Raw genomic sequence first — 24,058 nt, 5'->3', positions numbered from 1 at the left:
AAAATACGACAAAAAGTGCGTCCCCCTCTCCGACTAAAGTCTAATATTCTAAACACCGCGCTCAATATCATTCAGTAAGATATTCACAATGATAAGCATTATCGAATAAACACGCACATTGGCGAATTATAAATGCACTAAATGAAATAATTTATGCTCTTTATGTGTTATTTATTGTTGGTAATTAAAGTATCAAAACTGTAGGATAGTTACACTTGTGTGCAATTTATGCACAACATATGTGATGTAATCAGCTATTCTAATAGTGATTTATGTTGCTAAATCGGAAAGACTGCAGTGTTTTCACATACCAGAATGAAAACACTCCAACATTTAGTTTGCTATTGAAAGTAAGAACTTCATCCCACAGCAAACACGCAACTCAACGACGCTGGACAAGACGTCCGATATAAAGCTCATTGAGAATGTGATTATAAAATTAGGGATAACCAAGCCTTTGGATAAGGGCTTGTTGAAACTGGAAGGATGTATCAATGTCAGATCAAGAGCTTAACGCGCAGGGACTTTATGTACCCGAATTAGAGCACGATGCCTGTGGTATCGGCTTTGTTGCCCACCTTAAAAACCGTAAATCCCATGAGATCGTAACACAAGCGCTCGACATGTTAGCTCGTATGGAGCACCGTGGCGGCCAAGGTTGTGATCCTTGTAGTGGTGATGGTGCCGGTATTCTTTTACAAAAGCCGCATGAATTTTTACTGGAAGAAACAGTAAAACAAGGCATTAAACTACCGTCATTTGATAAATACGGTGTGGGTGTTGTGCTGTTCCCGAAAGATGAGCACAAACGTTCGCAGTGTCGTGACATTTTAGAACGAAATGCAAAGCGACTTGATCTAGAAGTGATTGGCTATCGTGTATTACCAGTCGATAACTCCATGATCGGTGAAGACCCTCTTAGCACTGAACCACAGTTTGAACATGTGTTTATTACTGGTGGCGCAAACTTAGACCCCGCAGTGTTAGAACGTAAACTCTATGTTCTTCGTAATTATACTGTGCGTGTTTGCCTTGAAAGCATTTCAAATATTGGCGATGACTTCTACATAAACTCATTGTCTTATAAAACCTTGGTATATAAAGGTCAGCTTACTACTGAGCAAGTACCTCAATACTTCTTAGACCTACAAAACCCAAGTATGGTGACGGCACTCGCATTGGTGCACTCGCGTTTCTCGACCAATACTTTCCCTCGCTGGCGTCTGGCCCAACCCTTCCGTTATATTGCTCACAACGGTGAAATTAACACTGTACGTGGTAATTTGAACTGGATGAAGGCACGTGAAGCGATTCTTGAATCGGATCTATTCAGCCAACAAGAAATCGACATGTTATTGCCGATTTGTCAGGAAGGCAGTTCAGATTCCTCCAACTTCGATATGGCGTTAGAACTGTTAGTGCTTTCTGGCCGTAGCTTGCCACATGCGCTTATGATGCTGATTCCTGAAGCATGGCAAGAAAACAAGAGCATGGATCCCAAACGACGTGCTTTCTATCAATACCACGCAAATGTTATGGAACCATGGGATGGTCCGGCTTCTGTTTGTTTCACTGATGGTGTTCAAGTAGGTGCAACGCTTGACCGTAATGGTCTTCGTCCTTCTCGTTATACGGTGACCAAAGATGATTTCTTGGTTATGGCATCAGAATCTGGCGTTGTAAAAATTGATCCTGAAAATGTTCAGTTCCGTGGTCGCCTACAACCAGGGCGTATCTTTGTTGCCGATTTAGAGCAAGGTCGCATCATCTCTGACGAAGAAGTCAAAGACAGCATCGCCACAGCGCAGCCCTATGAGCAGTGGATTAAAGACAACTTATTGACCTTAAAGGCTCTGCCTGAAGCCGACAACATGCACCACCAGCCAACACCAGAACGTTTACTGCATCATCAACAAGCGTTTGGTATGAGCTCTGAAGAAGTGAACGAAATTATCGTTCCTTTAGCGAAAACTGGTTATGAACCACTCAGTGCGATGGGTGCTGACTGGCCACTCGCAATTCTATCGCATCAGTCTCAGCATCTATCTAACTACTTTAAGCAGCTTTTTGCTCAGGTAACTAACCCACCGATCGACCCGATCCGTGAGCGTATGGTTATGTCGCTGAATACTTACCTTGGTAAAGATCAGAACCTACTGACTGAAACACCTGAACACTGCCAAAAAGTAGAGTTAGAATCACCCGTTCTTTCAAATGCTGAACTTGAAAAGCTGCGTGCTATCGATAAAGAGCACTTACAAGCTAAAACGCTCGACATCGTATTCCGTGCTAACGGAGAGCAAGGCAAACTAGAACGCGCCCTTACGCGTATTTGCCAATATTCAGAAGATGCGGTTAACGATGGTTATTCCATTATCATCCTGACCGACCGTGCCGTTAACTCTAACCATGCTGCGATTCCTGCCATGCTGGCAGTGGGTGCCGTTCACCACCACCTAATCCGTAAAGGGTTACGTGCGAAATGTGACATCATTATCGAAACCGGTGATGCACGTGAAACCCATCACTTTGCAACACTAGTCGGTTATGGTGCCAATGCCATTAACCCTTACCTAGTGACAGAGACACTGGTTGATCTGCAAAAAAAGCGTAAGTTAGACCCTGAGTTATCAACAGATGCACTATTCAATAATTACCGTAAAGGTGTAAATGGCGGTCTGCTTAAGATCTTCTCGAAGATGGGCATTTCTACCTTGCAGTCATACCATGGCGCACAAATATTTGAAGCGCTGGGTATCAGTAAATCTGTTGTCGATAAATACTTCACAGGTACTGTTTCTCGTATTCAAGGTTTAACCATTGATGACATCGCACAAGAAGTGCTAATTCGTCACCGTGTTGGTTATCCTACTCGCGAAATCCCAATTCAAATGCTGGATGTGGGTGGCGTATATCAGTGGAAACAACGTGGTGAAAAACACCTGTTTAACCCTGAAACAATTTCGCTGCTTCAGCAATCAACACGCGGTAAAGATTACAAGCAATTCCAAGAGTATTGCCATGCTGTTGATGCACAAGGCGACAACGCCGCAACATTGCGTAGTCAGCTTGAATTCATAAAAAGCCCAACAGGTGCTATACCACTGGCTGACGTTGAGCCAATTGAAAGCATCTTGAAGCGATTTGCTACTGGTGCGATGAGCTTTGGTTCTATCTCTCACGAAGCCCACTCTACCCTTGCTGTTGCAATGAACCGCATCGGTGCTAAATCTAACTCAGGCGAAGGTGGTGAAGACCCTGTTCGTTTTGATAAGAAAGACAACGGTGATTGGGAACGTTCAGCTATCAAGCAAGTTGCATCAGGTCGTTTCGGCGTAACCTCATACTACTTGAGTAATGCTGATGAGCTGCAAATCAAGATGGCACAAGGCGCGAAACCAGGTGAAGGCGGTCAGCTGCCGGGTGACAAAGTCGACGACTGGATTGGTGCAACACGTCACTCAACACCAGGGGTCGGTCTAATTTCCCCGCCACCACACCACGATATCTATTCTATCGAAGATTTAGCACAGCTGATCTACGATTTGAAAAATGCTAACCGCGCAGGACGTGTTAACGTCAAGCTCGTATCGGAAGCTGGCGTAGGTACAATCGCGTCAGGTGTTGCAAAAGCAAAAGCCGATGTCGTGCTTATTGCAGGCTTTGATGGCGGTACTGGTGCATCACCAATGTCATCAATTCGCCACACAGGTTTACCGTGGGAACTTGGCCTTGCAGAAACACACCAAACACTACTGAAAAACGGCTTACGTAACCGTATCGTTGTTCAGTCTGATGGCCAGATGAAAACCCCTCGCGACCTTGCAGTCGCAACACTACTGGGTGCTGAAGAATGGGGAGTAGCAACAGCAGCACTGGTTGTTGAAGGCTGTATCATGATGCGTAAGTGTCATAAGAATACCTGCCCTGTTGGTATCGCAACGCAAAATAAAACACTGCGAGAGCGTTTTGACGGTCGTGTTGAAGATGTGGTTACTTTCTTCCAGTACATGGCTGAAGGGTTACGTGAAGTGATGGCTGAGCTTGGTTTCCGTACCATTGAAGAAATGGTGGGGCAATCTCACAAACTGAAAATCCGTAGTGACATTGGCCATTGGAAATACAAAAATCTTGATTTAAGCCCAGTGTTATTTATTGAGCCACCTCGTAAAGACGATGGTATCTATAATCAGCGCCAACAAGAACACAATCTTGAACATGTACTTGACCGTAAGTTAATTGATGTTGCCGCCCCCGCGTTATATCAGGGCAAGCAAGTCGATGCTGAATTTGACATCATCAATACCGACCGTAGTACGGGTACTATGCTGTCAAACGAGATTTCAAAAATCTATAAAGACCAAGGCCTACCACAGCCAATGAACGTGAAGTTTAATGGTTCAGCGGGTCAAAGCTTTGGGGCATTCCTTGCGAAAGGAGTGAACTTTGAAGTCGAAGGCGATGCCAATGACTACTGGGGTAAAGGCTTATCTGGCGGCACGATAGTGCTTTATCCAAACAGCAAATCTAATATTGTTCCTGAAGACAACATCATTGTAGGTAACGTCTGTTTCTACGGTGCAACGTCGGGTGAATCTTACATTCGCGGTCTAGCGGGTGAACGTTTCTGTGTACGTAATTCAGGCGCAAAAGTGGTTGTTGAAGGAATCGGTGACCACGGTTGTGAATATATGACTGGTGGTATTGCCGTTATTCTAGGTCAAACAGGTCGTAACTTCGCAGCAGGTATGAGCGGTGGTATCGCGTATGTTTGGGACCAATTCGAGGACTTCGAAACCAAGCTAAATGCAGAACTTGTTGATCTTGACCCTCTCGAGCAAGAAGACAAAGATTTGCTATTAGACATGCTAACCAAGCATGCTGAACTGACAGGCAGTACAGTCGCAGAAACCTTCCTATCTAACTTTGAAGCAAACCTTCAGAAGATGGTGAAAGTAATGCCAAGGGATTACAAAGCTGTACTACTAAAGCGTAAAGCTGAAGCAGAAAACAAGGAAGAGTTGGAGGCCGTAAATGGGTAAGCCTACAGGATTTTTAGAATTTGGTCGTGAGCTACCACAAAAGGTAGATCCAAGCGTTCGTATTCAAGATAACAAAGAATTTGTTCTGAATGACGAGTTTGGCGATAAGATCAATACTCAAGCATCACGTTGTATGGATTGCGGCGTACCTTTCTGTCACAACGCGTGCCCGATTGGTAACATCATCCCAGAATTCAACGATGCCGTTTTCCGTGATAGCTGGGAAGAAGCGTGGAACATTTTAAGTTCAACCAATAACTTCCCTGAATTTACTGGTCGCGTATGTCCAGCGCCTTGTGAAAGTGGCTGTGTATTGGGTATCAACCAAGATCCAATCACGATTTGTAATATCGAGAAAACCATTGTCGAAACAGCCTACCGTGAAGGGTATGCTAAACCGAAAACGCCACGCACACGTACAGGGAAAACCATTGCTATCATCGGTTCTGGTCCTGCGGGTCTATCAGCTGCCGAGCAGTTAAACAGTGCGGGTCATTGCGTAACTGTTTTTGAGCGTGATGAAAAGGTCGGGGGGCTATTACGTTTTGGGATCCCTGACTTCAAATTAGGCATGGATATCATTGATCGTAAAATCGACTTAATGAGCGATGCTGGTGTTAAGTTTGAAGTTAATGCGCACATTGGTGTCACGGTAAATGCTCAGCAACTACGTCAAGATTTTGATGTGGTATTACTAACAGGCGGTTCAACCGTACCGCGTAATTTACCGATTCCAGGTCGTGAGTTAAAAGGTGTACATTTTGCAATGGAATTCCTTGCGCAAAATAATCGCCGTGCTAACGACATGGATTTAAAAACCGAAGAAATTCACGCCAAAGGCAAGCATATTGTTGTGGTTGGTGGCGGCGATACCGGTTCTGACTGTGTGGGTACATCTAACCGTCATGGTGCTGCAAGTATTACTCAAGTGGAAATTATGCCAATTCCACCTGGGCAGCGTCCAACGAATCAACCTTGGCCGTCTTACCCAATGATCATGAAAACATCGACTTCGCATGAAGAAGGTTGTGATCGTCATTGGAATATTCTGACTAAAGAGTTCATCGGTGATGAGGCGGGTAATGTAAAAGCATTGCGTATCGCCGATATTCAGTGGCAAGAAGCCAAACCTGGTGAACGCCCTGTTTTTGATGAAGTCGCAGGCTCTGAGCGTATCATTCCATGTGATATGGCGTTTTTAGCGATGGGCTTCTTACATCCAGAACCAACCGGTGTTATTGCTCAACTAGATATTAAGTTGGATGAGCGCGGTAATGTTGCAACCACGGGTTTTGCAACTAGTCAGAAAGGTGTTTTTGCCGCAGGCGATATGCGTACTGGTCAATCTTTGGTGGTACGTTGTATCAACGAGGGTCGTGAATGTGCACGTGAAATTGATGACTTCTTAATGGGTAACTCCAACCTAGAAGCAAAAGCTGATTCACTGATGCTCTCTCAAGCCTAATTAACAAACATAATAGATATACTAAACAACCAGCTCCGTAGTGAGCTGGTTTTTTTATACCTATACCCATTATCGGTATACAGTTTTTACTACTTCCCCTTTCTTTAAACAATCAGTTTTACTTTTTATCACTAATTAGAACCTTTGAAGTAAGTCGGTAATACCCGCTCTTTTTCTTGCTAGTATCTGACCGTTATCACCATCAAAAATGCCAATACATTCTTTGATTTTCAAATGAAAAAATTGAAAACCAGACACTTATAAGAAATATATATTGTGGTAGCACTCAAATGTGATCTGTAACGATAATTTGACCTTTTTGTAATTTATCGTTAACTTGAAATGTCGCAATAAGCAGAAAAGACGATCAGGAAGATTGTCATACTTATGCAGTCACACTGTTTAAATGAGCAGAAGCAAGGGAGAGTTGCAATGACACTGTATGACCCAGCGCTGGAAAAAGATAACTGTGGTTTTGGTTTAATCGCCCATATTGAAGGTGATACTAGTCACAAGCTAGTGCGTACCGCCATATCGGCATTGGATCGTATGACCCACCGAGGTGGCATTGCTGCCGACGGAAAAACCGGTGATGGCTGTGGGCTATTAATGAAAAAGCCCGAGAGCTTCTATCGTATTATCGCCGAAGAAAAAGACTGGAAACTCGCCCGAGAGTTTGCCATTGGCATGCTATTTCTTAGTCAGGATCCAGTTAGAGCCGAACAAGCCCGCGCAATTATCAATGATGAGCTATCAAAAGAAACATTGTCTATTGCTGGTTGGCGTACTGTTCCTATCAATGATCAGGTTCTCGGCCCTATTGCGAAAGAATCATTACCCAATATTGAGCAGGTATTTATCAATGCACCAGCCGGTTGGAAACCTCGCGACATAGATCGTCGCCTTTATATTGCTCGCCGACGCATTGAAAAACGCATTACTGACGATTCTGATTTTTATATCTGTAGCCTCTCTAGCCAAGTCACGGTTTACAAAGGCTTGTGTATGCCAGCAGATTTACCACGATTTTACACAGATCTTGGTGATCTCCGTTTAGAGTCTTCTATTTGCTTATTCCACCAACGTTTCTCGACCAATACCCAACCACGCTGGCCATTGGCACAACCCTTCCGGTATTTGGCCCACAACGGTGAAATTAATACCATTGCGGGGAATCGCCAATGGGCGCGTGCGCGCGCTTATAAATTTGCTTCGCCATTATTACCCGATCTTCAAACTGCCGCCCCTTTTATCAATGAAACAGGCTCAGATTCATCTAGCTTAGATAACATGCTAGAACTGTTTTTAGCTGGTGGTCTCGATCTATTCCGTGCAATGCGCATGTTAGTGCCACCAGCATGGCAAAATCATCCTGATATGGATCCTGAACTTCGCGCTTTCTATGATTTTAACTCCATGCACATGGAGCCATGGGATGGACCAGCAGGTATCGTGATGTCTGATGGGCGCTATGCCGCCTGTAATCTTGATCGAAATGGTCTACGGCCTGCACGTTATGTGATCACAAAAGACAAGTTGATAACCCTTGCATCAGAGGTCGGTATTTGGGATTACGCTCCCGATGAAGTCTCTGAAAAAGGCCGTGTTGGCCCTGGTGAACTGCTCGTTATCGACACCAAGTTCGGTAAGATCTGGCATTCTAGCGACATAGACAACGAACTTATGGGGCGACACCCTTATAAAGAGTGGATGGACAGCCACGTTAAACGGTTAATCCCTTTTACTGAGCTGGGTGACGATCAAGTCGGCAGCCGCTCGTTGGATGACAACGAACTCAATACTTATCAAAAACTATTTGGAGTCAATCACGAAGAGTTAGATCAGGTATTACGTGTTGTCGGCGAAAACGGTCAAGAAGCGACAGGCTCAATGGGTGATGATGCCCCTATGGCGGTATTGTCTTCAAAAGAGCGCGCTATTACCGACTACTTCCGCCAAATGTTTGCTCAGGTGACTAACCCACCGATAGATCCACTGCGTGAAAAGCACGTTATGTCACTCGCCACCTGTATTGGTCGTGAAATGAATGTATTCTGTGAAACCGATGGTCACGCTTACCGAGTTGCCTTTAATTCACCGATATTACTATATTCAGATCTAGTACAACTATTAGAGCTCGATAGCCAATATTACCGTAATAGCATTATCGATATTAACTACGACCCAAGCGAAAAAGATCTCAGACAAGCCATTAATGATTTATGTGACCAAGCTGAACGCCTCGTGCGCAATGGTACAGTGTTACTCGTATTATCCGATCGTGGGATTGATAAAAATAAGTTACCGATCCCTGCCGCAATGGCCGTCGGTGCCGTGCAAAATCGCCTAGTGGCAACGAATTTGCGCTGCGATGCCAACATCATTATCGAAACCGCAACCGCGCGCGATCCACACCAATTTGCGGTACTCATTGGCTTTGGTGCCACCGCGGTTTATCCATACCTTGCTTATGAATCGCTGGGTAAGCTGATCGATAATGGGGCAATATCTAAACCATACCGTGATGTGATGGTGAATTTTCGCGATGGCATGAATAAAGGTCTATACAAGATCATGTCTAAAATGGGGATCTCCACTGTTGCCTCATACCGTTGTTCACAACTCTTTGAAGCGATTGGTCTGCATGAAGACATCATCGAACTGTGCTTTAGCGGTGTTTCAAGCCGAATTTCTGGCGCTAACTTTGACGACTTCCAACAAGATTTATTTAACCTATCACGTAAAGCATGGCTAAAACGTAAACCGATAGAACATGGCGGCTTGCTAAAATACGTTCACGGTGGTGAATTCCACGCCTACAACCCCGATGTGGTTAGCACTCTGCAACAGGCTGTAAAGTCAAGCAATTACAACGATTACTTGTCGTTTGCCAATATCGTTAATGAACGTCCAGTCGCGGCTATTCGTGACTTGTTAGCATTAAAGAAATCAGATAACCCGACAACACTAGAACAAGTCGAAACCGCCTCTGAACTCTATCAGCGCTTCGATTCCGCCGCGATGTCTATTGGCGCACTCAGCCCCGAAGCCCATGAAGCACTCGCGATTGCGATGAACCGTTTGGGTGGTTACTCAAATTCAGGCGAAGGCGGCGAAGATCCACGTCGTTTTGGCACCGAGCGAAACTCACGTATTAAGCAAGTGGCTTCAGGACGATTTGGCGTCACGCCGCATTACTTAGTCAATGCCGATGTTATTCAGATCAAAGTGGCACAAGGTGCTAAGCCCGGAGAAGGAGGCCAACTGCCAGGTCACAAAGTCACCACTGAGATTGCCAAACTGCGCTTTGCCGTTCCCGGGGTTACATTAATATCACCGCCACCTCATCACGATATTTATTCGATTGAAGATTTAGCCCAATTGATCTTTGATTTAAAAGAAGTGAATCCTAAAGCCATGGTGTCAGTCAAGCTGGTTTCAGAACCAGGTGTCGGCACAATTGCGACAGGTGTCGCTAAAGCCTACGCTGATCTAATTACCATTTCAGGTTACGACGGCGGAACCGGTGCGAGCCCACTCACCTCTGTAAAATATGCAGGCAGCCCATGGGAGCTGGGGTTAGCAGAAACTCAGCAAGCATTAGTCGCCAACGGATTACGGCATAAAATCCGCTTACAAGTCGATGGCGGTTTGAAAACCGGTCTCGATGTGGTGAAAGCGGCAATTCTAGGTGCTGAAAGCTTTGGTTTTGGTACCGCCCCAATGGTGGCGTTAGGCTGTAAATATCTACGTATTTGCCACCTAAATAATTGTGCAACAGGGGTCGCAACCCAAGATGAAAAACTGCGTCGTGATTTCTTCAAAGGTTTACCAGAACAAGTCATGAACTACTTCATCGGCTTAGGTCAGGAAGTCCGTGAATTATTGGCTCAGTTAGGGGTAAAACAGCTCACCGATCTGATTGGTCGTACTGATCTGCTCGCTGTCATTAACGGCCATACCGCGAAACAAAACAAACTTGATTTAAGCAGCCTGCTACATGCGCCTACACCAATCGCAGGCAAAACAGTGTATTGCAGCGAACCCAATACCCCGTTTGATACCGCTCAATTAAGTAGTACCTTAATTGAAGAAGCCTTGCCAGCCATAGAAAGCCGAAGCGGTACCGATTTATATCACGATATTCGTAATACTGATCGCTCGATTGGTGCCCGTTTATCCGGTGAAATTGCACTGCGTTATGGTAACCAAGGCATGGCAGGGAACCCCATCAATCTTTACTTAACGGGTACTGCTGGTCAGTCATTTGGAGTATGGAACGCAGGCGGGCTAAACCTCAACTTAACGGGCGATGCCAACGACTATGTGGGTAAGGGAATGACCGGCGGCAAGATTGCCATCAGACCACCTATTGGCTCAGCATTTAAATCGCATGAAGCCACGATTATTGGTAATACCTGCTTATATGGTGCAACGGGCGGGAAGTTGTTTGCTGCAGGTACCGCAGGTGAACGCTTCGGAGTGCGTAACTCAGGTACGATTGCCGTAATTGAAGGTGCTGGTGATAACGCCTGCGAATACATGACGGGGGGGATTATTGCCATTTTAGGTAAAACAGGGGTCAACTTCGGTGCAGGCATGACAGGTGGCTTTGCTTATATTCTTGATGAAGATGGTGATTTCGCAGGACGCGTAAACCCTGAACTCATTGAAACATTGCCCTTAAATGACCTTCAAATCCACCAAGAGCATTTACGCGGTTTGATTGATCGCCACCTTGAGGAAACAGGATCAAGCCGAGCTCAAGAAATTCTGGCCGACTTCGACCAATGGATTCCAAAGTTCTATTTAGCGAAACCTAAATCGGCAGATGTGAATACCCTTCTGGGTCACCAAAGCCGCTCAGCTGCAGAGCTGCGTGTACAAGCACAATAAGGGAGGGGAAAAATAATGAGCCAGAACGTATACCAATTCATTGATGTCGCGCGTGTTGATCCTGCAAAAAAACCGCTTAACATCCGTAAGATTGAGTTCGTTGAAATCTACGAACCCTTTACACAACAGCAAGCCGGCGCTCAAGCTGATCGCTGCCTTGACTGTGGTAACCCATATTGTGAATGGAAGTGCCCAGTACATAACTACATTCCACAGTGGTTAAAATTAGCCAATGAAGGGCGCATATTAGAAGCGGCAGAACTCGCCCACCAAACCAATACGCTACCTGAAGTCTGTGGTCGAGTATGCCCACAAGATCGTTTATGTGAAGGATCTTGTACGCTTAATGAGGACTTTGGTGCCGTCGCTATTGGCAACGTTGAAAAATACATTACCGATAAAGCGTTTGAAATGGGCTGGAAGCCCGACATGTCGCATGTTGAATGGACAGATAAAAAAGTGGCTATTATTGGTGCCGGTCCAGCAGGGTTATCTTGCGCTGATATCTTAGTGCGCAATGGCGTAAAACCCGTGGTATTTGATCGCTACCCTGAAATTGGTGGTCTACTCACGTTTGGCATCCCCTCTTTCAAACTAGAGAAAGAGGTGATGGTTAACCGTCGTAAAATATTCACTGAAATGGGCGTTGAATTCCAACTCAATACCGAGATCGGAAAAGACATTCAGATGAATGACTTACTCAAAGACTATGATGCTGTTTTCCTTGGGGTCGGAACGTATAAAAACATGCGCGCAGGGCTAGAAAACGAAAATGCAGCTGGTGTTTACGATGCCTTACCATTTCTCGTATCGAATACCTACAAAGTGATGAACCTAAACACTGACATTGATTTTACTGACATGAAAGGAAAACGCGTTGTTGTATTAGGGGGGGGGGATACCGCGATGGACTGTGTACGCACCTCTATTCGTCAAAACGCCAAAAATGTAATTTGTGCTTACCGCCGTGACGCAGCCAATATGCCGGGTTCAAGACGTGAAGTAAAAAATGCACGCGAAGAAGGCGTGAAATTCATGTTTAACCTACAACCATTAAGTATAAAAATTAATGACCAAGGCCAAGCAACTGGGGTGAATGTCGTTAAAACAAAGCTCGGTGAACCAGACGAAGCAGGACGTCGTCACCCTGAATTGATTGAAGGCAGTGAACATTTACTTGAAGCCGATGCCGTTATTATGGCCTTTGGTTTTCAACCTCACGCCATGCCATGGTTAGAAAAATACGCTGTCGACATTGACCAAAATGGGCGTATTAAAGCACCAGAAACTGCTACCTTCCCATTCCAAACCTCTAACGAGAAAATTTTTGCTGGCGGCGATGCCGTACGGGGTTCAGACCTCGTCGTCACTGCAATTAATGAAGGGCGTTTAGCAGCTCAAGGTATTCTTGATTACCTTGAGGTGTAACACTTAACATCCAACAAATACACAATACAACGAGAGTGTTGATGGGCTAATTTCTCAAATTAGCCCCATAAGCTCTCGTTTTTTCATACTTCAACCTTTCTCACAGCGTGGTACAATTGCGTCAATAATTACACTTCTGGTTGCGACTCTCGCAGCAAGTATTGACTAACAAGAGAACAAATCCATGAAAATCGGCATTATTGGCGCGATGGAGCAAGAAGTTACCATCCTTAAAGAGCAACTTACTGACTGCGAAACTCACCACAAAGCAGGTTGTACTTTTTATACGGGTAACCTAAATGGCGCAGATGTTGTCTTGTTACAATCTGGGATTGGTAAAGTAGCAGCAGCTGTGGGTACCGCTGTTTTACTGGAAGTATTCCAACCAGATGTTGTCTTAAACACCGGTTCTGCGGGTGGTTTTGATTCAAGCCTAACACTTGGTGATGTGGTTATTTCAACAGAAGTACGTTACCACGATGCTGATGTAACAGCGTTTGGCTATGAAATTGGTCAAATGGCACAGCAACCAGCAGCTTTCATTTCTGATGAAAAGTTGATACTGACTGCAGAGCAAGCACTAGCCTCAATGGCTGACATGCATGCCGTTCGCGGTCTAATTTGTACGGGTGATGCATTCGTATGTACTCCTGAAAAACAAGCGTTCATTCGTGATAACTTCCCAACAGTTATTGCAGTGGAAATGGAAGCGGCTGCAATCGCTCAAGCTTGTCATCAATTCAATGTACCGTTTGTTGTTGTTCGTGCAATTTCAGATGTCGCAGATAAAGAATCACCAATGAGCTTTGAAGAGTTCTTACCATTAGCAGCACAAAGCTCGTCGGTAATGGTTGCAAAAATGGTTGAGATTATTAATCAGTAATGACGAATAGCTGGTCTATTTTGCTCGATAACGCCTCCCTACTCGCATTGTGGGGGGCGTTAGTCATACATTGGTTTTTCCCAATACCAACCGCTGTTCATCCCATCCATATTTGCCAACGTTTCGCGATTCTACTGGCCGATAAAGTCAACAACCCAGACGACAACGACAAGCAACGTTTATTCTCAGGAACCTTAACTTGGGCACTTATTTGGGGCACGCTGTTAATTTTATTGATTGCACTTTATCAACTTGTTTGGGTAGATATTCTGTTTCAACTCACCTTATTATGGATTGCACTAGATTGGCGTAATACCGCGAAACTCAGTCAGCATTTCATTAATGCTTATGCCAAAGGAGACAAAGTACGCTGCCGTCAATTACTGGAATACCCCCTTAATCGTAACACCCAAAATCTCTCTTTATTAGGTTTAGGAAAAGCAGGAGCAGAAACACAGCTTCTGAGTTACGGACGCTTAGTGGCTGGCGTTTTATTCTGGTATGCCATTGCCGGGGGAATTGGTGCCATCATGTATCGCGTTGCGATTTGTCTTGCCCGAGCATGGTCACCATCGCGTCATCAATACAATATATTCGGATTACCTGCAGTACGTATTCTCGCGATGCTAGATATTATTCCACTGCGCATACTGGCATTACTCATTACTGTCGGTAACAACAGCAAAGCCGCACTCCAAGGTTTAATAGAGCAGGGAGAACACTGGTTTCTGCCCGGCCCCGGCTGGCTACTGAGTGCGACAGGACATAAATTATCACTGTCTTTAGGTGGGCCTGCTATTTACGATAATAAGAAAATGGTACGCCCCCAAATTGGAGGCAAAATTGCACCTGCAGCCTTTCATTTAGCGCAAATACAACAAATGATGACGTATCGTCTGCTTGCTTGGGTCATCATTGAAAGCGCATTACTGTTTATTTTTCAAGGAAGTTTTTAAGTGCGCTTTATTTATCTGTTTATTGCTCTATTTTCATCGTTCAGTATTGCCCAACAACCTGCCTTACGTGTCATTAGCCTTTCTCCTCATACTACCGAACTTGCTTATGCTGCAGGACTTGGTGACGCTTTAATTGCAGCCAGTGATTACAGTGATTACCCAGAAGCCGCACAAAAATTGGAACGAGTTGCTAACTATCGTGGTGTAAAGTTAGAGCGCATTGTTGCATTACAACCCGACCTAATATTGGCATGGAAGGGTGGTAATCCCCCACGTGAAATGGCTAAGTTAGAACAGTTGGGGTTGAATGTTTTTTATTCGAACCCTGTCGAACTGGAAGATATTGCGACAACGATCGAGCAACTTGGTCAATATTCACCAGATCCGACACAAGCGATACAAACCGCAAATCAATTTCGCCAAGAAATTAACGCATTTAAAACCCGCAATGAAAATCAACGTACAGTAAGTTTCTTCTACCAGTTAAGTACCTCCCCGATCATTACCGTTGCCGATGCTAGCTGGCCAAGCCAAGTATTCTCATTATGCGGAGGCCGAAATATTTTTGGGGATAGTCCAGCGGCCTACCCCCAAGTTTCAGAAGAGCAAGTTGTTGTTCGACAACCAGAAGTTATCTTCGGCACACCTCATGCAGATACTAAAACCAGCATTTGGCAGAACTGGCAAGGTAAGTTGCCAGCCGTTGATAATCATCATGTTTTTACATTACAAGCTGATTGGCTAAATCGGCCTACACCACGTACGATTAATGCGATAAAACAAGTCTGCGGTCTATTCGATCAAGTCAGGGATGGCACTCTGTAACAGAGTCTCAACAATCAATGTGAATGAGCTCACAAAGCCGTGATATCAAGTTGAGCCAGTTTAATTTCCTCGTACAATCTCAGTCCGCTCTCAATGGTCTTTCTATTTAACAGGGACAAGCATGCTTATATATATTCTCGATATGTTCGGCACTGCCGTTTTTGCCGCATCGGGTGTGTTACTGGCGGGTCGATTAAGGATGGATCCGTTTGGGGTCGTTGTACTTGCCAGTGTGACTGCTATTGGCGGTGGTACGATTCGTGATATGGCGTTAGGCGCCACTCCAGTATTTTGGATTACTGATACTAACTACTTATGGGTCATCTTCTTTACCTGCCTTATTAGTATGATCGCCGTACGACGCCCGCAGCGTATGCCATGGTATTTTTTACCTGTTGCCGATGCCATAGGTTTAGCGGTCTTTGTTGCTATCGGGGTAGAAAAAGCCCTTCGTTTCGGCGCATCCCCCATGGTAGCGGTGATCATGGGAGTTATTACAGGCTGTGGTGGTGGTGTAATTCGAGATGTGTTAGCCAGAGAAATTCCGATGGTATTACGAACTGAGGTATATGCTACTGCATGTATTCTTGGTGGAATGATTCACACCATTGGCTTGAGTGTAGATATTGACCCTACAATAGCAACTCTTGCAGGTGTGGTCGCAACACTTTCGATTCGTCTTGCAGCTATTCGTTGGCACCTTTCTTTACCAGCTTTGACCCTAAAAAGTTAACGCTACTGGTAAGTCTATTTATTACAACATCTTGCATAAAACCGCCACTCAAGGCGGTTTTTTTGTATCTAACAATAATAAATAAACCAAAAACTTTACATATCAAGATGGCAAACTACTATATAAAGAAATAACCTTACAAACAGAAAAGGAAGCACACAATGTCAGCCTATGTAGAGCATGCCAATATCACGATCAAGCAATTGGAAAACACCATCCACTTCCTCCAAACCGCTATCCCTGAATTTGAGATTAGAAAACAAGGACAAGGCGATCATTATCGTTGGTGTCATCTAGGAACAGAAAACAGCTATATTGCCCTTCAAGAAGTGGTTGAACGCGAAGAGAGCAACAGAACACCCTATCTTGATATTGGCATTAATCATATTGGGATCGTCATTGATAGTGTGAGTGAAACGAGAGCACGTTTAATCGACGCTGGTTATCAAGAAAATGAGCTTGGTGCCGATCATCCATGGCGTAAACGGATCTATTTCTTTGATAAAGATGGTATTGAATGGGAGTTCATTGAATATTTGTCAGACGATCCAGCGCAACGAAATGACTATAGCCTGTAAACTATTTACCTATAAAGACTTAACCTTTAAAGGCATAGTGAAAAGTCGTCAGGCTGAATATGTTCAAGGCGCATTACGCGCCTTTCGATATCAGTGTTACTCGTCTCATAGGCCTAAACGGCGTTTTTTCAACGAGCGGAGAATTAGCACTAAAAGCACAATCACCACGGCGCTAACAACTGCCCAGCACAATGCTTGATAGTTATGATAAAAAGCCAGAATATGTTCCATTTCATCGTGCAGATATGCCGGAGCTACCCCGAATACCATCAGCCAAACGCTGATAGCCAGTAAATTACCAATCAAAAAATGTTTAACCGGCATTTGTGCAATACCACAGCCTAATGCCATGAATTGTTTGATCCCTTCAATAAATCGACTTATCAATAAACCAAACGTGCCATAACGCTCAATAAAAGCATGTAACTTTCCAAGCGTTCGAGGCTTTATCCATTGTTTGTTCACCAATACATGGCCAAACTTTCGACCAATCCAGAAACCACAACAATTACCAATAAAGCCACTAAGACCCGCCACAAGTAAAATGCTAGACAACGACATTTTACCGGACGCTGCCAGCAAGCTTGCCACCACTAATAAAGATTGCCCAGGCGCAGGAATGCCGATGCCTTCAACCGCAATTGCGATGGCTAAAATCCAATAACCATATTGTTGAAGCAATGGTGTTAACTCAGTAATAATATGTTCTAGCGATGTCATAACAAGCCATTAGAAAAGGGGATATCTCGATAGTAGTCTTCTCGGTGACAGAGAGGAATAAAAAAATGCAGCCAATAAAAAAGGCGCATCAAGCGCCCTTTTACATCACTGCAAATTAGCCCTATTATTTTAGGGTAATACGGGCAAACTTACGCTTGCCTACTTGGTACACAGCAGTACCAGCAGCAGGAATAAGCTTAGTATCTTCAATCTTGTTACCATCAATCTTCGCAGCACCCTGACGGATCATACGCATTGCATCAGATGTTGAATTAACAAGGCCAGCGTCTTTTAGCAAGTTGCTGATCGCAATACCAGCTTCAAATTCAAGCTCTGGCATTTCTTCTGGCATCGCACCTTTTTGGAAGCGATTAATAAACTCTTGCTCTGCAGCATCTGCTGCTGCTGCAGAATGGAAACGAGCAATAATTTCTTTTGCTAGTAAAATCTTAACATCGCGAGGGTTTTTCCCGTTCGCCATGTCTTGCTTAAACTGTTCAATCTCTTCAAGTGGACGGAACGACAAGCACTCAAAGTAGTTCCACATTAGATCATCAGAGATCGACATGATTTTACCAAACATTTCTGTTGGTACTTCACTCACACCAATGTAGTTATGCGCCGACTTAGACATCTTCTTCACGCCATCAAGGCCGACAAGAAGAGGCATAGTCAGTACAACTTGAGGCTTTTGACCGTGTGACTTTTGCAGCTCACGTCCCATTAATAGGTTAAATTTCTGATCCGTACCGCCAAGCTCTACATCTGTTTCCATTGCAACAGAATCATACCCTTGTAGTAATGGGTACATAAATTCATGAATCGCAATAGGACGACCGCCGTTATAACGCTTTTTAAAATCATCACGTTCTAACATACGAGCAACGGTTTGGTTAGAAGCAAGGCGGATCATACCTTCGGCACCTAGCTCTGATAACCACGTTGAGTTGAACTCAATTTTAGTTTTTGCAGGGTCTAGGATTTTGAACACTTGCTCTTTATACGTTTCAGCATTCGCCAAAACATCTTCACGTGTTAGCGGTGGACGCGTGGTATTTTTACCCGTTGGATCACCAACCATACCGGTGAAGTCACCAATCAAGAAAGTAACGTCATGACCAAGCTCTTGGAAAGTACGTAGCTTATTAAGAATGACTGTATGGCCCAAGTGAATATCAGGCGCTGTTGGATCAGCACCTAGCTTGATTCGTAATGGACGGTTTTCTTTTAATTTAGCAATCAGCTCTTCTTCTGGAATTAGCTCATCAATACCGCGCTTAATTTCAGCTAAAGCTTGTTCAATGCTGGCCATTCTTGTTTGCTCCTACAGAATTGGCAAAAAAGTCATAATCAACCATCTTACTTGAATAGAGATGTTTTTTGAAACCAGTTAGACTAAGCGCTGTCTTATTTTTTCCTTTATATTAAAAAAATACCAATGCTAGTATCAAAACTTACTAAATTGCCAAGGATGCACCAAATTCTCATCGCTCTCATCAGTGCTGCTGTGATAGTGCTGATCCTGCTGCCTATGCCTAAGAAAGCAGATAAAATGGACCGTAAATTTGAAATTGGTAAAATGTATCCACTTGAAATCAACCTTGAGCCCAATCAACTTCGTCCTGCTCAAGAAGATGACCGCCCTAATATCCCTGCATTAACATGGAAAAAACACCAAGTTGCATCCGGTGAAAGTCTCGCTGTGGTCTTTAATAAGATAGGGTTAAGCTCAAGCACTCTTCATCGTTTAATCAATGCTGATGAAGGTACAAAAGAGCTCACCGCATTACGTCCTGGTGATACATTTCAATTTGGTATCGATGACAAAAATGAGCTAATTCAACTTATTCAACCCAAAAGTCCGACAGAAAAGCTCATCATTACCCGTGCTGGCGACACCTTTAAATCTAACATTGAAAAGAAAAAAGTAGATACTCAGCTTAATTTTGCTCAAGCCACCATTACCTCAAGCTTCTGGAACGCAGCAGATAGAGCCGGTTTAACCGCCAATCAAATCATGGAAATTGCGGGGATTTTCGGTTGGGATATCGATTTTGCATTAGATATTCGAGAAGGCGATACTTTCTCTGTTCTTTTTGAAGAACGTTTTGTAGAAGGCGAGCAAATTGGCCGCGGGAATATTCTTGCTGCAACCTTCTCGAATTTAGGTCAAACCTTTACTGCTGTTCGTAGTGAAGATGGAAAATATTACGATCAAAATGGCAGTGCCATGCGTAAGGCTTTCTTACGCTCCCCGATTAATTTTCGTTACGTAAGCTCTAACTTCAACCCTAGAAGACTACACCCTGTAACCGGACGTGTACGAGCACACCGCGGAACTGACTATGTCGCACCAGTAGGCACGCCAATTTGGGCTGCAGGTGATGGCATCGTGATGAAATCAGCCTATAACAAGTTCAACGGCAACTATGTGTTCATTCGTCACAGCTCTACGTATATCACTAAATATCTTCACATGACCAAGCGTAGCGTGAAAACAGGGCAACGCGTCAAACAAGGACAAACGGTGGGCACACTAGGGAGTACAGGGCGAGTAACTGGGGCGCATTTGCATTACGAATTCTTGGTAAACGGCACACATAAAAACCCACGAACTGTAAAGCTGCCGCAAGCTAATTCATTGAAAGGCAAAGAGAAGAGCGCTTTCAAAAAACATGCTAACGACAGGCTTAGTCAGCTAGCACAGTTTAGTCAGCTGATTGCAGACAATGGCCCTTTAGAGCAAGGGTCGCATAAAGGCTAACTATCACAGCTAAATATCGAAAGTTCTTTTCTACCTTCTTTTTATCGATATAAAAAAGCCGTCATTCATATGACGGCTTTTTTTACACTGTTTGTCTATATGAAGATAGCTAACGGTGATTTAAACGCTGAATGACGCTCCACAACCACAGGTTGTTGTTGCGTTCGGGTTGTTTACAAAGAAACGAGAACCTTCCAGCCCTTCAGTGTAATCAACAACACCGCCAACTAAATATTGTAAGCTCATTGGGTCAACCACCAGCGTTACACCACTGTTTTCAATCGTCATATCGCCATCATTTACTTTTTCATCAAAAGTAAAACCATACTGGAAACCACTACAACCACCACCTGTGATATAAACGCGTAGTTTTAATTCTGGGTTCTCTTCTTCAGCAATAAGCGTTTTCACTTTGTTCGCAGCTACATCAGAAAAAGACAGCGGTACATTGGCGTCGCTCATTAAAGACCTCTCAAACACATGCGGTAATTAACATGATTATCTAATACCTGACTAACTTGTTCAAGTATTGCTCACTTCAGATGGCACTTCATTACGTAATTTTTCTTTTTTCATGGTTCTATGTAGCAATTGGGAATAGATAGGCTTTCCACCCAAGACCTGCGCCAACACTGTGGCACCAATTGTCGTGATGATTAAGGGTAAGATCAGGTGATAATTATTGGTCATTTCAATTACCAGTAAAATACCAGTTATGGGTGCGCGTACCGTTGCCGCAAATAAAGCCCCCATTCCCGCAATAGCAAACATACCCGGCTCTAACCCTAATTCAGGGAAATACATCTGAACAATAGATCCAAAAAACGTCCCAAATAACGTGCCTAATGCCAGCATAGGCGCAAAAATACCGCCTGGGGCACCAGAGCCAAAACACAACAAGGTCGTGGCAACACGCGCTAAGAATAAAATGAATAACAAGCTGATACTGTATTTACCATTGGTTGCATCAGGAATAAGAGAAATTCCGCCCCCCGTTAATTCAGGAAGATAGAGCAGTAGCAAACCAAAGGTTCCCCCAAGCAAAGTTCCGGTAATTAAATAGCGGCGACGTTCATTGCGGTGAATACGAATAAATAAATCTTGAGACAAGGTAATTAAGCGATTAAAAAGCACGCCAAATACACCAAAAAACATGCCTAATAACAGAAATAACCATAATGCTTTTAGCGTCGGGGCATCATATTGCGGCATGGTAATAACGGCGTGCTGCCCCTTAATGCTTCGAAACACAATATTAGCAACAACCGCTGAAATAGTGACACATTTAATCGAAATTAAGCTGTAACGAAACTGAGGGCGCATTTCTTCGACAACAAACATAATACCAGCGAGTGGGGCATTAAAAGCTGCTGCAAGACCTGCGGAAGCACCCGATGCGAGAAGCGCATGGCGACCTTCTTTATCTTTTAGACGAAAAATATCAGAGACCATTCGCCCAATATTTCCGCCCATTTGAACGGTAGGGCCTTCTCGGCCTAAAACCATCCCTGAGCCTAATGCACCTAAGCCACCAAAAAACTTAACGGGTAATACTCGCCACCAGCGCACGGGACGCATCTCATCCATCGCCCCTTCGATTTCAGGAATACCTGAACCTGCCGCTTCGGGGGCAAAACGGTTAACTAAGAAGTAGCCAATAAATGCTAGCGAAGCACTCACCACAAAAGCCGTTAACCATAGTGGTAATTCACTAGTAATTTCATGCACTAACCATTCGGTACGCTGCTCTGACACCCAATGAACACCGATTTCAAATAACGTCGCCAATAAACCCGCAATCATACCAACCAATGCTGACAGAAAAAGAACCGATACAGGGGTTTTATCTCGAGATAAAAAACGCCGAACAAGGCCACTAGGTTGTAGATGTTCAGGTGCAGGAGTGCCTTGCTTTTTATCAGTCATTATTCAGCCGTATAATTCTTTGAGAGGGTTGCAGAAAGGAGTGATGAGTTTGGTAAGTGTCTATCGTAGTTGATAGGCGCATTTTTTTACACTGTGATTGTTGGAAACTAGTTTTCCATCAGTGGTAAAGATGGTGTTATGTGACTGAGGTAGCGCAATAGAAACTCGCCAAGCGCCCTTTTTATTCGGTACAATGCGGCAAGTTCAAGCCTGAATCAATTTTGAAAATAGGACGTCACAATGAGCAAATCAGCTGATTTATTTGCTAAAGCACAAGAAATCATTCCCGGCGGTGTTAACTCACCCGTTCGAGCATTTGCCGGTGTAGGTGGTAGCCCACTGTTCATCGAACGTGCTGATGGCGCATATATCTTTGATGCTGATGGTAAAGCGTACATCGACTACGTAGGTTCTTGGGGGCCGATGATCCTTGGTCATAACCACGTTGCTGTTCGTGATGCTGTTATCAAAGCTGCTCAACAAGGTCTTAGCTTCGGTGCGCCGACTGAAATGGAAATCACCATGGCCGAGCTAGTCTCTAAGCTTGTGCCATCAATGGAACAAATTCGCATGGTGAGCTCTGGTACAGAAGCGACCATGAGTGCGATTCGTTTAGCGCGTGGATTCACTAACCGTGACAAAATCATCAAATTCGAAGGTTGTTACCACGGTCACGCTGACTGCTTATTGGTTAAAGCAGGCTCTGGTGCTCTAACACTGGGTCAGCCGAGCTCGCCAGGTGTACCAGCTGATTTTGCGAAACATACACTAACATGTACATACAATGACCTTGAGACTGTACGTGAAGCATTTGCCGCGCACCCAGAACAGATCGCTTGTATTATCGTAGAGCCCGTTGCCGGCAACATGAACTGCATTCCACCAGTTCCTGGCTTCCTTGAAGGTCTACGTGCTATTTGTGATGAATTTGGTGCCTTGCTGATCCTTGATGAAGTCATGACAGGCTTCCGCGTTTCAGAAGGTGGCGCTCAGGGTTATTACAACATCAAGCCAGACCTAACGACACTGGGTAAAATCATCGGTGGCGGAATGCCAGTAGGTGCATTTGGTGGACGTAAAGACGTAATGCAATATGTTGCGCCTACAGGCCCTGTTTATCAGGCTGGTACGCTATCAGGCAACCCTGTTGCAATGGCAGCTGGTTACGCATGCCTAAGCGTGCTAACAGAAGAAGGTAATGAGAAGCGTCTGGCCAATACCACTAAAATACTGGCTGATGGGTTTAAGGCATTAGCTGATAAATATGATATTCCACTGGCTATCAATCAAGTGGGTGGCATGTTTGGTTTCTTCTTTACCGAGCAAGAAAGCGTAGCAAGCTACGCCGATGTGACTAAATGCGATATCGAACGCTTTAAGCGTTTCTTTAACCTTATGCTTAAAAACGGTGTTTACCTTGCACCTTCAGCATATGAGGCATGTTTTACTTCTCTGGCGCATCGCGATAAAGAAATTGAAGCGACACTAAATGCTGCAGAACATGCGTTTGCAACGTTAGCAAAAGAAGCTAACGCATAAAGATTTTGTTAAGCAAAATTAAGTCATAATCAACGCCACTCTTAGAGTGGCGTTTTTTATCAGCAGCTTATACTTAAAACTATTGCCAGAAGAAAAAACCAAGTACCACAAGCCCTAAAATAATGATGCCAGCCAAGGGGAGTTTACGTTTTTTCTTTGTACCGCAATCACAACAGCCCATCGTTATTCGTCCAATAGTGTTATTACGAAGTAAGTTTTTGATTAAATATATTATTAATCATGAATTAAGATTGTGATCTTTATTGAAGTGATGCAATTATAAGCAACGCCCAATACGATTGT

15 protein-coding genes are annotated in these 24,058 nt (G+C 44.2%); 11 read left to right on the top strand and 4 right to left on the bottom strand.

Going from position 1 to position 24,058, the window contains the following annotated elements; translation table 11 throughout:
- Nucleotides 1-494: 494 nt before the first annotated feature.
- The 9 genes from gltB (C9J47_RS18860) (at nt 495) to C9J47_RS18820 (ending at nt 16,806) form a co-directional block, all read left to right on the top strand.
- Nucleotides 495-5,042, top strand: a complete 4,548-nt coding sequence (gene gltB / locus C9J47_RS18860; protein WP_107254881.1) for a glutamate synthase large subunit — start codon at nt 495-497, stop codon at nt 5,040-5,042.
- Nucleotides 5,035-6,507, top strand: a complete 1,473-nt coding sequence (locus C9J47_RS18855; RefSeq protein WP_107254880.1) for a glutamate synthase subunit beta — start codon at nt 5,035-5,037, stop codon at nt 6,505-6,507. The genes gltB (C9J47_RS18860) and C9J47_RS18855 overlap by 8 nt, the downstream gene beginning before the upstream one ends.
- Nucleotides 6,508-6,939: 432 nt before the next feature.
- A complete protein-coding gene (gene gltB, locus C9J47_RS18850) occupies nt 6,940-11,403 on the top strand; it encodes a glutamate synthase large subunit (protein WP_107254879.1) in 4,464 nt (1,487 codons plus the stop codon).
- Between the two features lie 15 nt (nt 11,404-11,418).
- Nucleotides 11,419-12,831, top strand: a complete 1,413-nt coding sequence (locus tag C9J47_RS18845; protein WP_107254878.1) for an FAD-dependent oxidoreductase — start codon at nt 11,419-11,421, stop codon at nt 12,829-12,831.
- Between the two features lie 184 nt (nt 12,832-13,015).
- The gene (gene mtnN, locus C9J47_RS18840; protein ID WP_107254877.1) at nt 13,016-13,714 is read left to right on the top strand and encodes a 5'-methylthioadenosine/S-adenosylhomocysteine nucleosidase; all 699 of its coding nucleotides are present in this window, start codon (nt 13,016-13,018) and stop codon (nt 13,712-13,714) included.
- The gene (locus C9J47_RS18835) at nt 13,714-14,670 is read left to right on the top strand and encodes a cobalamin biosynthesis family protein (protein WP_107254876.1); all 957 of its coding nucleotides are present in this window, start codon (nt 13,714-13,716) and stop codon (nt 14,668-14,670) included. Before mtnN ends, C9J47_RS18835 begins: the two co-directional genes overlap by 1 nt.
- Entirely contained in the window at nt 14,671-15,495 is an 825-nt protein-coding gene (btuF, locus tag C9J47_RS18830; protein ID WP_107254875.1) for a vitamin B12 ABC transporter substrate-binding protein BtuF, read from the top strand. It abuts the gene before it with no gap.
- A gap of 121 nt (nt 15,496-15,616) precedes the next feature.
- Nucleotides 15,617-16,228 carry a trimeric intracellular cation channel family protein gene (locus C9J47_RS18825; protein ID WP_006230612.1) on the top strand — a complete coding sequence of 204 codons (612 nt, stop codon included), beginning with the start codon at nt 15,617-15,619 and terminating at the stop codon, nt 16,226-16,228.
- A 161-nt stretch (nt 16,229-16,389) separates the two neighbouring features.
- Complete coding sequence (locus C9J47_RS18820) at nt 16,390-16,806, top strand: VOC family protein (RefSeq protein WP_107254874.1); 417 nt, start codon at nt 16,390-16,392, stop codon at nt 16,804-16,806.
- Between the two features lie 105 nt (nt 16,807-16,911).
- Here the strand turns inward: C9J47_RS18820 and C9J47_RS18815 are convergent, their stop codons facing one another.
- Together C9J47_RS18815 and tyrS are read right to left on the bottom strand one after the other, a co-directional pair.
- Entirely contained in the window at nt 16,912-17,526 is a 615-nt protein-coding gene (locus tag C9J47_RS18815) for a DedA family protein (RefSeq protein WP_107254873.1), read from the bottom strand.
- 124 nt (nt 17,527-17,650) lie between these two features.
- Nucleotides 17,651-18,838: a tyrosine--tRNA ligase gene (tyrS, locus tag C9J47_RS18810; protein ID WP_107254872.1), complete on the bottom strand. Its 1,188-nt coding sequence runs from the start codon at nt 18,836-18,838 to the stop codon at nt 17,651-17,653.
- A gap of 126 nt (nt 18,839-18,964) precedes the next feature.
- On the opposite strand from tyrS, the gene shyC reads away from it, so the two are divergent.
- A complete protein-coding gene (gene shyC / locus C9J47_RS18805) occupies nt 18,965-20,290 on the top strand; it encodes a peptidoglycan DD-endopeptidase ShyC (RefSeq protein WP_107254871.1) in 1,326 nt (441 codons plus the stop codon).
- Between the two features lie 120 nt (nt 20,291-20,410).
- On the opposite strand, the gene erpA is transcribed toward shyC, so the two are convergent.
- A complete protein-coding gene (erpA, locus tag C9J47_RS18800; RefSeq protein ID WP_006230607.1) occupies nt 20,411-20,752 on the bottom strand; it encodes an iron-sulfur cluster insertion protein ErpA in 342 nt (113 codons plus the stop codon).
- 60 nt (nt 20,753-20,812) lie between these two features.
- Nucleotides 20,813-22,216, bottom strand: coding sequence for a H(+)/Cl(-) exchange transporter ClcA (clcA, locus tag C9J47_RS18795; RefSeq protein WP_006230606.1), 1,404 nt, complete (start codon nt 22,214-22,216; stop codon nt 20,813-20,815).
- 240 nt (nt 22,217-22,456) lie between these two features.
- Between clcA and hemL the strand changes: the two genes are divergently transcribed.
- Nucleotides 22,457-23,755: a glutamate-1-semialdehyde 2,1-aminomutase gene (gene hemL, locus C9J47_RS18790; protein ID WP_107254870.1), complete on the top strand. Its 1,299-nt coding sequence runs from the start codon at nt 22,457-22,459 to the stop codon at nt 23,753-23,755.
- Nucleotides 23,756-24,058 lie beyond the last annotated feature (303 nt).

The sequence above is a fragment of the Photobacterium indicum genome, from assembly GCF_003026215.1.
GTDB lineage: Bacteria > Pseudomonadota > Gammaproteobacteria > Enterobacterales > Vibrionaceae > Photobacterium > Photobacterium indicum.
The sequence above is the reverse complement of the archived record's forward strand: the minus strand, read 5'-3'. Positions and strand labels throughout refer to the sequence as shown.

Bases quoted from the DNA above. Each gene is read 5' to 3' on its own strand.
- C9J47_RS18845 (WP_107254878.1), top strand. From the start codon at position 11,419: ATGAGCCAGAACGTATACCAATTCATTGATGTCGCGCGTGTTGATCCT.
- C9J47_RS18825 (WP_006230612.1), top strand. From the start codon at position 15,617: ATGCTTATATATATTCTCGATATGTTCGGCACTGCCGTTTTTGCCGCA.
- C9J47_RS18835 (WP_107254876.1), top strand. From the start codon at position 13,714: ATGACGAATAGCTGGTCTATTTTGCTCGATAACGCCTCCCTACTCGCA.
- gltB (WP_107254879.1), top strand. From the start codon at position 6,940: ATGACACTGTATGACCCAGCGCTGGAAAAAGATAACTGTGGTTTTGGT.
- clcA (WP_006230606.1), bottom strand. From the start codon at position 22,216: ATGACTGATAAAAAGCAAGGCACTCCTGCACCTGAACATCTACAACCT.
- mtnN (WP_107254877.1), top strand. From the start codon at position 13,016: ATGAAAATCGGCATTATTGGCGCGATGGAGCAAGAAGTTACCATCCTT.
- C9J47_RS18815 (WP_107254873.1), bottom strand. From the start codon at position 17,526: ATGACATCGCTAGAACATATTATTACTGAGTTAACACCATTGCTTCAA.
- shyC (WP_107254871.1), top strand. From the start codon at position 18,965: ATGCTAGTATCAAAACTTACTAAATTGCCAAGGATGCACCAAATTCTC.
- hemL (WP_107254870.1), top strand. From the start codon at position 22,457: ATGAGCAAATCAGCTGATTTATTTGCTAAAGCACAAGAAATCATTCCC.
- gltB (WP_107254881.1), top strand. From the start codon at position 495: ATGTCAGATCAAGAGCTTAACGCGCAGGGACTTTATGTACCCGAATTA.
- tyrS (WP_107254872.1), bottom strand. From the start codon at position 18,838: ATGGCCAGCATTGAACAAGCTTTAGCTGAAATTAAGCGCGGTATTGAT.
- C9J47_RS18820 (WP_107254874.1), top strand. From the start codon at position 16,390: ATGTCAGCCTATGTAGAGCATGCCAATATCACGATCAAGCAATTGGAA.
- erpA (WP_006230607.1), bottom strand. From the start codon at position 20,752: ATGAGCGACGCCAATGTACCGCTGTCTTTTTCTGATGTAGCTGCGAAC.
- C9J47_RS18855 (WP_107254880.1), top strand. From the start codon at position 5,035: ATGGGTAAGCCTACAGGATTTTTAGAATTTGGTCGTGAGCTACCACAA.